This is a genomic window from Halodesulfovibrio oceani subsp. galateae, assembly GCF_055397225.1.
The window spans coordinates 1,098,190-1,113,032 of sequence record NZ_AP042453.1; the positions used below are offsets into that span (position 1 = coordinate 1,098,190).

Sequence of the window (14,843 nt, forward strand, 5' to 3'; positions counted from 1 at the left end):
GACCATGCAGGAAGACTTTTCAGACTTCCTTGATTTAGATGAATTTGCCGTAGAGGTGTCCCGTGAAGACGGGACTACCTTTGCGGCAATTTTTGATAATGAGGGGGAAGTGGTAACTATAGGCGGTGCAGAGCTTGAAACTACTTTGCCTACGCTGTGGTGTCGTGAGGTGGATGTGTCCGAAATGGTCTGGAATGAATCAGTGGTTACTGTGCCGCAAGCTGGCGACTTCATCGTTTCGCGCATTAAGCCGGACGGTACAGGACTCGCTACAGTAGAGCTTGGCTATGCAGATTAATCTCACAATCGAAAAGGGCAGAGCGGACGATTTTAACGAGCTTGTTGCAGACCTGATTGCTTCGCCCAAGGTGGTGCAGAAAAGCATTATCTCTGCCCGTAGAAAAGCTGCAAAATGGTTACGTACGCAAGTTGTGCGTGCTTTGAGTAAAGAGACGCAGATACCCGCAAGCGTATTGCGTAACAGGGTGGTGCTCTCGCGGATCTCGATCAAGGGAGAGGTTTTTATAGGGTTGAATCCTGTCTCTGTCTCACGCTTGCAGCCAAGGCAGACTAAATCGGGCGTTAAGGCAAAAGGCGGGCTGCATGTGCAAGGTGCATTTGTTGTGGATTCTATGGAATCGAATCCGGTGTTTAAGCGTGTTACAGATCGCGCGTATCCGATTGAGTACCAACGTAGAGACATAGAAAAAGAAGCACAGCGCATTATTGAAGGCGATATTCTGCCGAAACTTTCCGACAAACTATATGACCTTTTGGAGCACGAACTAAAATGGCGAATTCTGTACAAGCAAAAGAAATAACAATTGAAGGCTTGCAAGAAACCATAGAGGAAGCCTTACGCAAAGCCTTTCTGAAAGCAAACGTGTGTGGATACGAAGCCCTTACGCAAAGGAAAGGAGCAGGGAGAAAGAAGCTTTCCCTACCTGCTTTGGTGTTGTCGCTTGGCTCCTTTGAATATGATGTGCCGACAGCTACGGAACAGCTTGCCGTAACCCTTCGGTGGGAGTTGCGTATTGTGTGTTCTAAAAAGGGCGGCAAAGCAGAAGTTGAAGTGCGAGAGCTTGCAGCCCATGCCGCTAGTTTTCTCAATGGCAACCGGTTTGAACTCAAAGTTAAGGGCGCACAATTCGTTGCGGCGGGGGAAGATCAATTTTCACCGGAGCTGGTCGGACTGGAACCGTGGTTAGTGGAGTTTGAACAGTCCGTGTGTCTTGGCACTTCATGTTTTGACGACGATTTTCTTACACCGGATGAAGTGTATGTTTCTATGGCTCCAGAAATAGGGCTTGAAAATATCGGGAAATATGAGTGCGTAACAGAGGATGTAATAGATGAGCTTCCCGCTAGCTGAGCTACAACGCCAGTTCAATAACCTTGTACGGATCGGCACGGTGCATTCTGTTGATTACCAGCAGAACACCGCGCGCGTGGAGTTCGGAACTGTAGTTACGGACTATCTGCCGTGGCTCACCACCAGAGCCGCAGGGAACCGCACGTATGACTCCTTAGAAGTGGGCGAGCAGGTATTCGTAATAACTCCCCCCGGTCAAGCTTTTGGTGTAATTATTGGTGTGCTGAATCAAACCGCGTTCCCCGCTCCGGATCACAGTCCCGAAATACAGAAAACCGTCTATAAAGACGGCTCTGTAATTTCGTACGATAGAGCAGCACATGTGTTGACTGCCGATATTAAGGGCGATGTGAAAGTGCTTGCTACTGGTGACATTCAAGCAGAAGCGAAAAAGGATATTTCAGTCAAGGCAACCAAGGCTGTCTCTGTAAAGGCTGGAACTACAGCGACCATTACCGCGCCGAAGATTACCTTAAACGGCATAATTATTTTGAATGGTCCCCTCTCTCAAGGTGGCGGTAGCAATGGCGGCAATGCGTCCTTTAATGGTTCACTGCATACTACAGGCGACATTACGACCGATAGCGACGTTGTAGCGCGTGTTTCTTTGAATGGGCATACCCATGGTTGTCGGGATGGGGGGACAGAGTTTGCAGAATAATATTTTGTAAAATTGGCAAGGTAGAGGGCTATGGCAAAGGGAAAATATTGGCAAGGGCCCCTCCAAAGTAGGAAATGACAAGGCTAAGAACGATGCCACCCCATAGGAATTTTTTTTTATTTTCCGCTTTTTGATATAAATCATCTGTTTCTCCCCATGAAAAAATATATCGTGGAAAGATATTTTGAAAACTATTGCCTAATATTTCAGGTAATAAAACAATTAACATTAATGGTATGATAGCGAACATGAAGTATTTAAATGCGGGAGGTACTTTTTTTTCAGCAAGAAAGTCACTAGCAGCTAGGTCGATTCTTTTTAATTGGAGGATGACTGCAACTGGGTCAGTGATTTTTTTTTCATTATATAGCTTTTCTATTTTATCTAATTTTTCTATCAACTGAACATGAGCTTGATTTTGTGATGCGTTGGGATCGATGGAAATAATCGTAAAAAACATGAATCCCAACATGCACATCATTGTTAAGTATGAAATAGTCTTTCCATACCCAGATTTTCCAAAAAAATGGCGGCACGAAAATTTTTTGGTTGCTCCCAATCGTTCTTCTAATAAAGAAGATGTTACGAAAACCCAATCTCGTTCTTCACCTAATATCTTTAATTCAATTGGTTTACTCGCGCTGCTCTCTTTGTTGTCGATATTTATATAGGAAATTTGAATTCTTGTTTTCTGATCAGGTGATTCAAGGCAGATGCTAAGCTCAATAATGGTTCTAGAGCCACCGTTTTCTAAGCCTAAAACGTCTTCTAACGAATAAATGTCAGCAATAACACCATTTTTAAACTTTACTATATATTTTTCAGAATCGTTAAAAGAAGGGTCAACTTTTAAAATTTGTTCTTTCATTGTGTCTACAATGCGTCGTAATGAGCTTTCTGCTAACACATAACCATGATTGAAAATTCTCTGTTGCTCAACAGGCATAACTTCTCCACATAAATAAAAATAGAAAAAAACCATCAATAAGTTGGTTACTACATGGCTAGCAAGTAATAAATAGCGATATTGAGGGGTTGCGTGATGAAAATGACATGCTGCTTATTTCATTTCAGAATGTCTTAGTCAAGAGTCGTTTATTTCTAAAGTTTCAAACTGTGGTGGAATATCCCCGCCACTTTAATATACCATAATCTTTATTAGTTCTTGAAATATTCTATTGACAAAAAATAAAGATTGTGGCGTTCTTTAAGTACGGAGCGTCGAAACTCTAAACTCTAGGCGGACACCGCCCACTTTCCGAAATAGCGGTTTTTTTGCGCCCTTTTTTCAACTGTCAAGATTGTATCTTGCTGTGAATAAGGGTACTCTTCACACGCATATTTTGCCGGGAGTGGTGAAATGTCCAAGGCGCAAGTCTAAAATAGCCAGCCTCTACCTAGAGTGAGGTTCGAACTCCCGGCATCTTTTTTTTAAGGATGCCCAATCGAGAAAACTCTAGGAGGCATCATGCCCAATTCTCTTTCCCCTCAATTTTTTTCCCATCCTACTTTCGGTGATATTCGAACCATCGTTAAGAATGATGAGCCTTGGTTTGTTGCACGAGATATTTGCAACGTCTTGGATATTAAAAACACATCACAAGCTCTAAGCAGTTTAGACGAAGATGAACGGGCTATGTTTAGCATAGGTCGTCAAGGTGAAGCCAATTGTATCAATGAATCCGGCTTGTATTCCCTTGTCCTTCGTTCCCGCAAAACCGAAGCTAAGCGTTTTAAAAAATGGGTAACCGGAGAAATTCTTCCGTCCATTCGTAAGCATGGCGGCTATCTCACACCTGAGAAGCTGCAAGAAGCATTGCTTACGCCAGATACGCTTATTCAGCTTGCTACCAATTTGAAAGACGAACAGGAAAAGCGACAAGCCGCAGAAGCTTTAGTTGTGGAAGCAACAGAGCAGATCGAAGCAAATCGCCCAAAGGTACTGTTTGCAGACTCTATCGAAACATCCATAGATACCATTCTTGTTGGTGATCTCGCTAAACTGATTCAGCAAGCAACGGGCTTCCAGATTGGACAGCAAAGGCTGTTTGCATGGATGCGCGAAAACGGCTTTCTGCATAAGTTTGGAAGTAACTACAACTTGCCGACTCAGCGCAGCATGGACTTAAAAGTGTTTGTTGTTAAAGAAACAACGCACACCACACCAACCGGAACCCGCATTACCCGCACACCAAAAGTGACAGGCAAAGGGCAGACCTACTTTATCAATAAGTTTGCTCAAGCCCAACAGAACCGAATGACACAAGCTGCCATGATGCAGGTCTCTCGTGAGGTGCGCCATGTCCAACCATAAAGAAGTGGTAAAAATGCTCCGAGAGGAGCTGCGGGCAAATCAGGCTATGCTTGCCATGCTAGAAGCAACGGTACAAGTAGTTGATGACATCCATGGCGATGATGCAGAGTATATGATGGAGCGTGCAGAACAAGCACGAGGGATGATTGATCTTGCCGTGATGTTCCTAAAAGGGCGAGACGAGAAAATGATTCCAACTAATGCATTAGTGTAAATATAAAAAAGGCTTTCCATAAGATATATGGGAAGCCTTTTTTTGGGTTACTGTTTTTTGGATTTGTCGGATGAGGTAGAAGAAGGCTGTTGAGATGGTTTTTTGTTGATTGATTTTCTATCTTCCGCAATTGAGCTTGTTCTTATGCTACGTGTTGGAACATCCTGCGCACCACTTCCTGATGGTGGTGGTGTTCCTCTGTCCTTTTCAGACATCCTTAACTCCTTTAGTTTGATTTTAAGTGCTCTCTATAAAAAGAACACAACATGCCAATACAAATAATATGAAAGAGCTTATTAGTAGCCATGCCATTCTACGGAGCTTATTAGCAGTATAGTGCCTTTGATCTTGGTGCTGTTCTACTGACTTATTTAAGTTGCGAAGCAATGTATCATAGAATGTGACCGTGTTATTTAGTGCGTCATTACGAGCATGGTCAGCGTGGGTTGAAAAATCGCTGTAGGGGACTTTAAAGTCTTCACGTCCTCGTAGCGCATCAGTCCCAACCAAAAAACAGAAACCAGAGCAGAGTAGGGCAAGTACGTACAGGACACCAAAAACCCAATTAAAATGTGGGGAATATGTTGACTGATTGATTGTGATAGGAAGTTTTGAGGTTACCATTTTTATGAAAAATGAAAATTCAGCTGCGAATAAAATTGAAGAAATCCAAATATATGTTCGAATGAACAATAATTGCTGGTTGTGGATCGTTGTGCCCCAATGAACGTATTCTGAGTGGGCTTTATCGGTAAGCAGTTTTAAATCTTCTCTGTATGCATTAAAATGAAAGTTGCCCATGGTAACCTCCTGTAGAAAAAGGTAAAAGTAAATATAGCCTGAGGTCAAGAAGATTTGAAAGTTTCAAACCACACTGGAACCACCCACCTCGCCCTGATAATTTGGGCGTATGAATGGTATTAACAAGGAAACCGGAGCACGACTCTCCGGCATAGCGCATTTACGGCAGTCTATTGCCGATATTCTTTCGACCAGAATTGGTACTCGTGTTTTGAATCGTGAGTACGGTTCTCGGTTGCCCTCCCTTATTGATGCGCCAGTTAATGCCGAAACATCCCTTGAATTTTATGCTGCGACAGCGGGAGCATTAATCCGTTGGGAGCCGCGTTTCAAGCTTACGAGCGTACGTATTGTGTCTGCTCTTGAGGGCGTTGTTGTGCTTGATTTGGTGGGTATATACCTGCCGAACGGCAAGCAGATCACGCTTGAGGGGGTAGAGATCAAATGAGTGCATTCAACGCTATCGATCTTTCTACTCTTGCGCCGCCTAAAATTATTGAAGAGCTGAGTGTTGAGCAGATCTTACAAGAGATGATTGCTTACCATGCGGAGCTTGATTCTGAATTTACGGCTCCGTTGCCTTCCGATCCTGCATACAAAATCTTTGAAGCAAATGCCTATCGTGAGTTTTTGCTGCGTCAGCGTATTAATGAGGCGGTTAAAGCCGTCCTCGTTGCATATGCTGAAGGTGAAGATTTAGATCATCTCGCCGCTGGTGTTCCGCTTAAACGTAAAATAGTGGATGCTGGCGATCCTACAGCATACCCGCCTGTACCACCTACTTATGAATCCAATGACGATTTTAGAAAGCGCGTTGTGCTTGCTCCGGAAGGATTCAGCACAGCGGGGCCGGACGGCGCGTACATCTTTCATGCAATGTCTGTTGTGGGCGTAAAGGATGCCTATCCAGCTTCTCCGGCTCCGGTAGAAGTGCATTTGTATATCCTTTCTAAAGTAGGAAACGGCGTGCCGGATCAGGCGTTGCTTGATGAGGTGAATACTGTTTTTAGCGGTGATGTTCGTCCATTCACAGACCATTTACAGATTAAACCAGCGGTAGTGACAGAGTACCAGATAGACGCAACCTTGCATTTTATGCCGGGGCCGTCTGCTGAGTCCGTTCTTGTTGAAGCTCGGAAGAATCTGGAAGTCTACGTTGCAAAGAGCCATGCACTCGGTATGTGTGTTGCTCGTTCTGGCATTGATGCTGCCTTGCATATTGCGGGCGTGCACCGCGTGGAAGTTACTCACCCAGCCGCAGATATTATGAACGATAAGCATGAGGCTGCATTTTGCACAAAAATTACGCTGCATAGCGAAGTGGAGACGGTCTAGTGTCTTCATTACTTCCAGCTAATGCCACCAAATATGAACGTGCTCTCGAAAAGACGTGTGCTCGTTCGTTCTCCTTGCCTGTGCTCATAGGCAGAATTCGTAACCCCTATAATTGTCCTCTGCCAACGCTTCCGTGGTTGGCCTACGAACGTTCTGTGGATGAATGGAACGAGGCGTGGAGCGACGAGCAAAAGCGGCAAGTAACGGCTCGTTCTATCAGTGTGCATAAAAAGAAAGGCACATGCGGAGCTGTAGAAGAGGCTCTAGGTGCGCTGGGTATCACAATTCGTGCAATTGAATGGTGGGAAACTGAGCCGAAAGGCGTACCCGCGACATACGATTTAGAAGTGCAGCTCCCAGCCGGATACAAAGCAGACGAGGCTACCTATCAAGAGGTTGAACGTGTTGTGAACTCGGCAAAAAACTGCCGCTCTCACCTTGGCAAAATTTCTCTTACTCCAGCAGCGTTGACACAGCAGCCGATTGTATCCGGTGCTGTGTACTGCGGTGAAGTTGTGACCATTTATGAGCTTGGTCGAATTAAAGCGAACTAGGAAACAGAATGCCTGATTTTTACACCGTAGTTACAGACACAGGACTTCAAGCCTTGGGGCTAGCTTCCACACAGGGACAGAGCCTTTCTCTAACTCATGCGGTTGTTGGTGACGGAAACGACCTTGCTGTTGTTCCAAATAAGGGAATGACAAAGCTTGTACACGAAGTATGGCGGGGTAGGGTTGCAGGGATCAAAGTCGATCCTAAAGAACCAAATACCTACATTTTTGAATTTGCCATTCCTGCCGATACAGGCGGCTTTACTATTCGAGAAGTCGGCTTGATGGATGAGAGTGGGAAGCTGTTCTGCATTGGCAATTTTCCAGATACCGAAAAGCCCGTTGCCGCAAATGGTTCTGTGCGTGATCTGGTTGTTCGTTTGCCTCTGCATTTTGAAAATGCGGACGTAGTGAACCTGATAATTAACGCTGCTATTGCACTGGCAACTAAGCAGGACGTTCTTGATCACAATTTAGATCCGCAAGCGCACCGACTCGCAACCACAGCAGCAACCGGCTTTGTACGTCTCGCAACAGATGCAGAACACATAGCGCATCAGCGCAAAACCGTTGCTGCTACCCCTTGGGGCGTGTGGAAGCTGATTGAAGCTCTTAAAAGTGATGCGGTTGACCTTGCCAGTTCGTTGAGGCTTGCGACAAGTCAGGCGGTAAAGAGTGTGCAGGACGCTTTGGCGTTGCATAAAAATGACGTAGAGGCGCATTCAACGGGCATTCATGGCGGCTGTATTTGGTTTGATGGTGCTGTGAATGCGGACGGCAGGCCGCTTGATGCGAAAACAGGGCTTCCAGATTTAAATTATGGTGTTTGTGATGGGCGCACGTATGGGGCTCCAGATGGGCGGCAGGTTGCAACCTTCAATGCAAGAGATCGGTTTATTGTTGTTGCTGGTGGAAAATATGTTGTTGGAAGCGCAGGTGGTGCAGATAGCGTTACGGTTACAAATGTTACCTCAGCACCTCATGTACATAATATAGCGTATGGCAATGCTACCAATATAGGCGGAACTACACCTTTCACAAGTAAATCGTCGATAAAGAGTTCATATTCAACTGATTCTATCGGAGAGGGGCAAGCTCATGAAAACCGTCCCCCATATATTGGTTTATTCCTCATTAAACGCCTTTAGGAGCCATTATGCACATTACAGTTATTGCACCAGACAAATTAGTATTGGTTAATGGCGAGGCTCTTAAACTTTCAAGATTTAATTTTGACGAAAACCTTCATGCTATCCAGTTTGACGGACTGCAAGGGCACATTGAATTTCAAACACAGGACGGCGGTGTGAGTGCTGCGCCTGTATCAGCATTCGAATTACAGCCTTACGTAGATGCTTGGCACGCTGAAAAAGCACGGCTTGACGCTATGGTACCACCAGAGCCAACTGAACTGGAGTTAGTAGCGCAACGCATTGCCGAAATTCAGCAAGAACTTACTACAAATGACCTTGTTTCCGTGCGCCCCCTACGCGCAAAAGTAGCAGGCACAGCAACCGAATTTGACGAAAACCGCCTTGCAGAGCTTGAAGAGCAAGCACAAGCTCTGCGTGCAGAACTCGTAACGCTCACCACCAAACTACAAGAACTTTCAGACCAAACTACAGAGTAAGGATTGTAACCCATGAGTACAGACTTTTTACATGGTGTCGAGTTTATCGAGATTGATGAAGGCGGTCGCCCGATTAAGGTGGTGCGTTCTTCTGTTATCGGTATTGTCGGCACTGCTCCAGATGCGGATGAAATAGAGTTTCCGCTTGATACTCCAGTATTGATATATGGAAGCCCGCGGAAAGTCGCCAAGTTGGATACAAAAGGCAGTCGTGCCGGAACGCTTCCTAATGCAATGGATGCGATTTTTGACCAGCACCACGGGCTTGTGGTTGTTGTTCGTGTTGCAGAAGGCGCAGACGATGCCGCTACCATGACAAATGTTGTGGGTGGCACGACTAACGAAGGCATGAAGGGCGTACATGCATTGCTTGGTGCTAAATCTAAATGCGCCGTCAAACCAAAAATTTTGATTGCTCCGGGCTTTACGCATCAGCGTTATGAAGATCCGGAGAACGTTGGAACCTACTTTAAAAACCCTGTAGCTGCTGAGCTTGAATCTATTGCCGATAGACTCAAGGCTATTTCCATCAAAGATGGTTGTAATACGGACTCAGAAGCAGCAATGCAGGATGCCAAGTTGTTTGGCTCCGCTCGTGTCTACATCGTAGATCCGTTCGTTACTGTGTATCGTAACGGCGTGTTTGTAGATGAACCTGCTTCCGCGCGTGTGGCGGGTGTTATTTCGCGGACCGATGCAGAAAAAGGTTTCTGGTGGTCGCCTTCTAATAAGCTGATTAGCGGTATTTCAGGCACTGCGCGGCCTATGCCGTTTGAGTTGGGCGATACTGTCAGTGAATCGAATGTCCTGAACGAAAACAAGATTGCTACCATTATTTGCGAAGATGGCTACAGATTATGGGGCAACCGTACCACGTCCAGCGATGCGCGTTGGTCGTTCCTCTCTACCCGACGTATTGCGGATATGATTAACGAGTCTATTCAGCAAGCGCACTTATGGGCTGTAGATAGACCTGTAGGGCGTACTTATTTTGAAGCTGTGCAAGAATCCGTAAACCAGTTTTTACGCACTATGCAGCAAAAGGGCGCAATTTTGGGTGGCAAGTGTTGGGTTGATACAGAAATTAACAGTGCAAGCGAAATTGAGCAGGGGCATACTTATTTTGATTTTGACTTTACTCCAGCATACACGGCAGAGCGTGTGACATTCCGCAGTCGTATGACAAATGGCTATGTTGAGGAGGTATTCAAGTAATGGGTGTAGCTGAAAATGTATTAAAAAGTGCAAATCTGGTTGTTGATGGTCAAGGCTTTGCGGGCAATATTAAAGAAGTGAAATTACCGGAGCTGAGCTTAAAACTTGAGTCTTTTCGTGCTGGTGGCATGGATGCGCCAGTTTCGCTTGATAAGGGCATGGAAGAGCTTGTTGTTACGTTTTCCACTACAAAGCATTGCGTGGAAACACTCAGCTTGTTTGGTGTCAGTAAAGACGGTGGAGTGCGGCTTACAGCACGGGCCAGCCTTGAAAGCTATGACGGTACAGTAACACCTGTAGTGATCAACATGACTGGCAAGGTTACTAAGATTGCTGCTGGTGCTTGGTCAGAAGGTGGCGAGAGCGCAACGGAATATACCGTAAACTTAGGCTACTACAAGTACACGCAGGACGGTAAAGAAGTGCACGAAATTGACGTGCTGAACATGAAACGAATTATTAACGGTGTGGATCAGCTTGCACAGCACCGCGCTAATCTCGGCTTGTAGGAGTCTCTATGCGAACAACACAGATTGAACTGAAGTATCCTGTAACTGTTGAGAACCACGAATACAAAGTGATTACCATGCGTGCGCCTAAAGTACGCGATCAGATTGTTGCCCAGAAAGCAGCAGGGAAAGAAGAAATGGAACTGACTCTTTTTTCCAACCTGTGCGAGATTTCAACAACAGTTTTGGAAGAGTTTGAGCTTGTAGACTATAACCAGTTAATGGCGGCTTATAGCGATTTTTTATCCTAACGCCTGAGCTCGTGCGTAACTATGTGCTGTATCTCGCCCATTTTACAGGCTGGGGGCACAGCGATTTAATGGAAATGTCGTGCGAAGAGCTTGCAATGTGGGTGCATGAGCTTAGGAGGGCGGATGGCAGTTAAAAAACATTCTGCAATTATTGAGATCGGGGGCGCAGTTGCGTCCTCGTTCAAGTCTGTAACACAGACGGTGAAGGGTGACTTTTCCGAGGTCGGGGATTCTATTCTCAATCTCAAAAAACAGCAGGACATGCTGGAAAAGTTTAATCCGGATCAGGTGCGACAAGCTGGGCGTGAATACCGGACTCTCAAGCGTGAAGCCGACAAGCTCGAGCGTGCCTTTAAAAGTGTTGCAAAGCCCTCTCGTGAAATGGAACGGGATATGCTTAAAGCCCGCCGTGCTGCTGACAAGGCGGGTTCTGCATATAAGCATCAAAAAACTAAGTTGGATGCACTAGGCAACGAGCTGCAAGATGCTGGTGTAGATACACACAAGCTTGCCTCGGAGCAAAAGCGGCTGGCAAAGTCTCTTGATAAAGCTAAGGCCAAAATGAAGGCCATGCAGAAAGCAAGTGCTGCTATGCAGAACGTGGGCGATAAATTTGCCCACACAGGTAAACAAGCTGGACGCATGGCAGTAGGTGTTGGGGCTTCTGTAGCGGCCTTCACTGCGGGTGTTACCGTTGTAAATACGCAGACCGCAGAACAGGTAAGGCTTGCAAAAGCTCTTGGTGTCTCCGGTGAAGCGTTTGGCGCATGGGGTGGGTTAGCCAAGGAAGCAGGATTCGAGGCCGATGCTGTTGGTGATCTCATGGAAGAGATGACAAATAAGCTTGGTGAATCCAAAGGGCTTGGCGAGATTACGCCCGTAACTGAATCTCTCCAGATGCTCGGGCTTGCGTTTGAAGATCTCGAAAACCTTTCTCCAGAGCAGCAGTTTAAAACCATTGCGTCCGCCATTAAGAATATGGACGATGCACAGGCGGCACAGTCTGCGGCTGACATTTTAATGGGCGGCGAAGCTAACAAGTTTTTCGGCTTCCTTCGTACCCGTAAGGAGGGTGTGGATGAGCTGCTAGATCAGCAAAAAAAGCTGAATTTGATGACAGATGAAGGGCGTGAAGGCGCGCTTCAATATTCGCAGTCCGTAGGGAAATTGGGCAGCGTTGTTTCAAGTGCTGCTGGTGAGTTTTCCGGCCTAATCGGTGGTGTGCTGGCTCCATATATTGAAAACTTGGCTCCTAAGATTGGGGCTATGTTTGATGAACATAGAGACGAGATCAAAGCCTTTGGTGAAGGCTTAGGCGAAGCCTTACCGAAAATAGGCGAATTTGCTTTCGCTATGCTTAACGTATTGACCACTGTAGGCAGTACAATCGTATGGGTTTCCGATGCGGTTGGTGGGTTCGGAAATATGGCGGGAATTGTCGGTGCGATCATCGGCGCAAAGTTCGCGTACTCCGGTTTTATGATGGCGAAATCAATTTGGGATGTAGGGAGTGCTGTTGCACCGTTAGTCTCGGCACAGTTTCCGGCTCTGATTGCTGGCATTAAAGCTGTAGGCATGGCTGTTATGGCGAACCCAATGGGGCTTGTCATCGGTGCTGTAATTCTTGCTGTTGGTCGATTGGCTGTAATGTGGGACGAGTTGTACAAGTCGTTTTCAGCAGGTGGAATCGGTAGTGCTGTAGCTACGTTCTTTGGCTTCGGAGGTGATGAAGAGGACGCAGAAAAGAAAAAGAAAGGTGCAAGTACACCAACACGTCAGCATGTAAGGCCAGTGGGCAGCGCATATGCACAATATGGACAGCAGCCCGATAACGTCCCAGCAGGTCAACCAATTCCGTTGCCTACAATGCCGCTTTCTTCTGCGGCTCCGGTCGAGTCTAAACAGATTACAGATAACCGAAAAATTACCATTCATGTACAGGCGGCAGAGGGACAAAGCTCGCAGGAAATAGCACAAGCCGTGCACCACCAGTTTGCTGCCGACTCTGCTGCACTTTATGATCCTATTTAATTCTATTTGGTTGGAGGCGTTATGGCAGTCCCTATGATGAAGCTTGGTGAGTATACATTTTCTCTTGATACTGCGGCATATCAGAGCATGGCTCGTACAAGTAAGTACATTTGGGCAGAACAGGCTCGATTAGGTAGAAATCCTTCTTTGCAGTTCACAGGAACAGGCGCAGATTCTTTGAGCTTGCCGGGGGTAATTTATCCCACCTTTAAAGGTGGACTTGGGCAAGTAGAAGCCATGCGCGCCGAAGCCCAAACGGGCAAGCCGCTTTTGCTGGTAGATCTTTTTGGCCTTGCAGAAACGAATCGAAATATTCTTGGTTACTGGTGCATCACAACAGTTAAAGAAAAAGCCAGTGAATTTCTTCCTGCTGGTATTCCGCAGAAGATCGAGTTTACGCTGGAACTAAAATATTTTGGTGAAAAGATATGATCTATAGAACCAAGCAAGGTGATGTGCTGGATGCTGTTGTTTTCAAGTATTACGATGGACAGGCCGGAGCATTTGAGCAAGTGCTGGAAGCAAACAGAGGACTTGTTAAACACGGCCCGATACTTCCTGCAGGACTTGCCGTTGTCCTTCCGGATCTGCCGAAGCCCAGTCAGAAAGAAAGTGTAACGCTATGGTAGATTACGCGCTTGATTACCGCGTGGAAGCGAACGGGAACGACATTACCCAGCTACTAAAAGGGCAGAGCGGACAGATCACAATTACAGATGAGGCCGGATACAAGTCCGACAAGTTGAGTATCACGTTAAGCGATTCAAGAATTGCGTTGCCGGACTCCGGCGCAGAACTGACCGTGTACATGGGTTACAGGAATAACTTACGGCTTATGGGTAAGTATGTTGTTGATGAGGTGACGTTAAGTTTTCCACCGGACAGCATGACGATTACCGCCAATGCTGCACCACTTAAAAAAAGCAACTCCGGCTTTACTCCGCTACAGTCTCAAAAGTCCCGCTCTTTTCCTGCTGGCACCATCAGCGATTTAGTAAGTGCTATTGCAAATGATCACGCCCTTACTCCGGCTGTGGCTCCTAGCTTGGCAAACGTGCCATTGCCACACATTGACCAGATCGACGAATCCGACATGAACGTGCTTACTCGAATAGCAAAAGAACACGACGCGATAGCCAAAGCTAACGGCGGCAAATTGTTATTTGTAGAGCGTGGTGAGGGTAAGAACATTAGAGGGCAGCTGATGCCTACTATCGCGATTACAAAGCAGCAAATAACGAGCGGTTCTGTGAAACTCTCCCAACGTCAAGCATACAAAAGTGTAACTGCAACGTATCGAGATACAGCAGCAGCCAAAGACATAGAAGTACACGCCGGAGCTGGTGAACCAGTGTTTCGCCTTAAAGGAATGTATGCCGATAAAAAAGCCGCAACTACAGCAGTGCAGAAGCGGCTTAAATCTTTTGTGCGGGGCAAATCAACTCTATCTCTATCACTTCCCTTTACGCCGGATCTGGTCGCAGAATCCCGTCTAATATTGCAACAGTTCCGCACTGGCATCGATGGTGAATGGAGCGTTACCAAGGCAACACATGCAATGAGTAGTAGTGGTGGGGTGACTAATGTTGAGGGTGAGATCCTAGCATAGGTGTAAATTTTTTTTGTATTGTGCAATACAAAAAAATTAAATTGTTGCTCATTGTAAATAATTTGTTACCATGTCCGTCTCTTTTACTTTTTAACTACTCTGTTGAATAGAGGTGCACATGACGACTCAAGGACATTCTGAAGTTACAATTCAGCAAGCAATTACCTATATCTGCCAACTTGAGAGTGGATTGAATTATGTAATTAAAAACACAAGTGACGATGATGATACAAAAGAAGTTTTAATAATCTTTAAAGAACTTGCAAAAGGAAAAGCTGACATTCTGGAACAAGAGTTAGCTAAGATTATAAAAGTCGCAGCATAGCGTATAAAAGGAAGTTACATTG

General features: G+C 45.9%; 22 protein-coding genes. 19 read left to right on the plus strand and 3 right to left on the minus strand.

The features are described from left to right. Positions 1-4: 4 nt before the first annotated feature. From ACZ5V1_RS04925 to ACZ5V1_RS04940, 4 genes are read left to right on the plus strand one after another with little or no spacing between them, the layout of a single operon-like run. A complete protein-coding gene (locus ACZ5V1_RS04925; RefSeq protein WP_464390893.1) occupies positions 5-298 on the plus strand; it encodes a head-tail joining protein in 294 nt (97 codons plus the stop codon). Next, the gene (locus ACZ5V1_RS04930; RefSeq protein ID WP_464385807.1) at positions 288-821 is read left to right on the plus strand and encodes a hypothetical protein; all 534 of its coding nucleotides are present in this window, start codon (positions 288-290) and stop codon (positions 819-821) included. Before ACZ5V1_RS04925 ends, ACZ5V1_RS04930 begins: the two co-directional genes overlap by 11 nt. Beyond that, the gene (locus ACZ5V1_RS04935) at positions 791-1,372 is read left to right on the plus strand and encodes a hypothetical protein (protein WP_464390894.1); all 582 of its coding nucleotides are present in this window, start codon (positions 791-793) and stop codon (positions 1,370-1,372) included. The genes ACZ5V1_RS04930 and ACZ5V1_RS04935 overlap by 31 nt, the downstream gene beginning before the upstream one ends. Next, positions 1,353-2,033 carry a phage baseplate assembly protein V gene (locus tag ACZ5V1_RS04940; protein ID WP_464390895.1) on the plus strand — a complete coding sequence of 227 codons (681 nt, stop codon included), beginning with the start codon at positions 1,353-1,355 and terminating at the stop codon, positions 2,031-2,033. The genes ACZ5V1_RS04935 and ACZ5V1_RS04940 overlap by 20 nt, the downstream gene beginning before the upstream one ends. A 28-nt stretch (positions 2,034-2,061) precedes the next feature. On the opposite strand, the gene ACZ5V1_RS04945 is transcribed toward ACZ5V1_RS04940, so the two are convergent. After that, positions 2,062-2,979: a hypothetical protein gene (locus tag ACZ5V1_RS04945; RefSeq protein ID WP_464390896.1), complete on the minus strand. Its 918-nt coding sequence runs from the start codon at positions 2,977-2,979 to the stop codon at positions 2,062-2,064. A 522-nt stretch (positions 2,980-3,501) separates the two neighbouring features. Between ACZ5V1_RS04945 and ACZ5V1_RS04950 the strand changes: the two genes are divergently transcribed. After that, positions 3,502-4,347: a phage antirepressor KilAC domain-containing protein gene (locus tag ACZ5V1_RS04950; protein ID WP_464390897.1), complete on the plus strand. Its 846-nt coding sequence runs from the start codon at positions 3,502-3,504 to the stop codon at positions 4,345-4,347. Continuing rightward, the gene (locus ACZ5V1_RS04955; protein WP_464390898.1) at positions 4,334-4,561 is read left to right on the plus strand and encodes a hypothetical protein; all 228 of its coding nucleotides are present in this window, start codon (positions 4,334-4,336) and stop codon (positions 4,559-4,561) included. Before ACZ5V1_RS04950 ends, ACZ5V1_RS04955 begins: the two co-directional genes overlap by 14 nt. A 47-nt stretch (positions 4,562-4,608) precedes the next feature. Here the strand turns inward: ACZ5V1_RS04955 and ACZ5V1_RS04960 are convergent, their stop codons facing one another. Continuing rightward, positions 4,609-4,776, minus strand: coding sequence for a hypothetical protein (locus ACZ5V1_RS04960; RefSeq protein ID WP_464390899.1), 168 nt, complete (start codon positions 4,774-4,776; stop codon positions 4,609-4,611). A gap of 22 nt (positions 4,777-4,798) precedes the next feature. Next, positions 4,799-5,362, minus strand: coding sequence for a hypothetical protein (locus tag ACZ5V1_RS04965; RefSeq protein ID WP_464390900.1), 564 nt, complete (start codon positions 5,360-5,362; stop codon positions 4,799-4,801). A 109-nt stretch (positions 5,363-5,471) separates the two neighbouring features. On the opposite strand from ACZ5V1_RS04965, the gene ACZ5V1_RS04970 reads away from it, so the two are divergent. From ACZ5V1_RS04970 to ACZ5V1_RS05030, 13 genes are all read left to right on the plus strand, one after another. Then, positions 5,472-5,810, plus strand: a complete 339-nt coding sequence (locus ACZ5V1_RS04970; RefSeq protein ID WP_464390901.1) for a GPW/gp25 family protein — start codon at positions 5,472-5,474, stop codon at positions 5,808-5,810. Then, positions 5,807-6,697, plus strand: a complete 891-nt coding sequence (locus tag ACZ5V1_RS04975) for a baseplate assembly protein (RefSeq protein ID WP_464390902.1) — start codon at positions 5,807-5,809, stop codon at positions 6,695-6,697. The genes ACZ5V1_RS04970 and ACZ5V1_RS04975 overlap by 4 nt, the downstream gene beginning before the upstream one ends. Further along, positions 6,697-7,251 (plus strand): phage tail protein I, encoded by a 555-nt coding sequence (locus ACZ5V1_RS04980; RefSeq protein WP_464390903.1) that lies wholly within the window; start codon positions 6,697-6,699, stop codon positions 7,249-7,251. The genes ACZ5V1_RS04975 and ACZ5V1_RS04980 overlap by 1 nt, the downstream gene beginning before the upstream one ends. Positions 7,252-7,259: 8 nt before the next feature. Next, positions 7,260-8,399, plus strand: coding sequence for a phage tail-collar fiber domain-containing protein (locus ACZ5V1_RS04985; RefSeq protein ID WP_464390904.1), 1,140 nt, complete (start codon positions 7,260-7,262; stop codon positions 8,397-8,399). Between the two features lie 8 nt (positions 8,400-8,407). Beyond that, positions 8,408-8,881 (plus strand): hypothetical protein, encoded by a 474-nt coding sequence (locus tag ACZ5V1_RS04990; protein WP_464390905.1) that lies wholly within the window; start codon positions 8,408-8,410, stop codon positions 8,879-8,881. A 12-nt stretch (positions 8,882-8,893) separates the two neighbouring features. Further along, positions 8,894-10,096, plus strand: coding sequence for a phage tail sheath C-terminal domain-containing protein (locus ACZ5V1_RS04995; RefSeq protein ID WP_464390906.1), 1,203 nt, complete (start codon positions 8,894-8,896; stop codon positions 10,094-10,096). Beyond that, positions 10,096-10,605: a phage major tail tube protein gene (locus tag ACZ5V1_RS05000; RefSeq protein WP_464390907.1), complete on the plus strand. Its 510-nt coding sequence runs from the start codon at positions 10,096-10,098 to the stop codon at positions 10,603-10,605. The genes ACZ5V1_RS04995 and ACZ5V1_RS05000 overlap by 1 nt, the downstream gene beginning before the upstream one ends. A gap of 8 nt (positions 10,606-10,613) precedes the next feature. Further along, entirely contained in the window at positions 10,614-10,856 is a 243-nt protein-coding gene (locus ACZ5V1_RS05005) for a phage tail assembly protein (RefSeq protein WP_464390908.1), read from the plus strand. Positions 10,857-10,979: 123 nt separating this feature from the next. Then, positions 10,980-12,887 (plus strand): phage tail tape measure protein, encoded by a 1,908-nt coding sequence (locus ACZ5V1_RS05010; protein ID WP_464390909.1) that lies wholly within the window; start codon positions 10,980-10,982, stop codon positions 12,885-12,887. Positions 12,888-12,908: 21 nt separating this feature from the next. Next, entirely contained in the window at positions 12,909-13,319 is a 411-nt protein-coding gene (locus ACZ5V1_RS05015) for a phage tail protein (protein WP_464390910.1), read from the plus strand. Further along, the gene (locus ACZ5V1_RS05020; protein WP_464390911.1) at positions 13,316-13,516 is read left to right on the plus strand and encodes a tail protein X; all 201 of its coding nucleotides are present in this window, start codon (positions 13,316-13,318) and stop codon (positions 13,514-13,516) included. The genes ACZ5V1_RS05015 and ACZ5V1_RS05020 overlap by 4 nt, the downstream gene beginning before the upstream one ends. After that, positions 13,510-14,496: a contractile injection system protein, VgrG/Pvc8 family gene (locus ACZ5V1_RS05025; RefSeq protein ID WP_464390912.1), complete on the plus strand. Its 987-nt coding sequence runs from the start codon at positions 13,510-13,512 to the stop codon at positions 14,494-14,496. Before ACZ5V1_RS05020 ends, ACZ5V1_RS05025 begins: the two co-directional genes overlap by 7 nt. A gap of 118 nt (positions 14,497-14,614) precedes the next feature. Continuing rightward, on the plus strand, positions 14,615-14,821 hold the full coding sequence (locus ACZ5V1_RS05030; protein WP_464390913.1) for a hypothetical protein: 207 nt from the start codon (positions 14,615-14,617) through the stop codon (positions 14,819-14,821). Positions 14,822-14,843 lie beyond the last annotated feature (22 nt).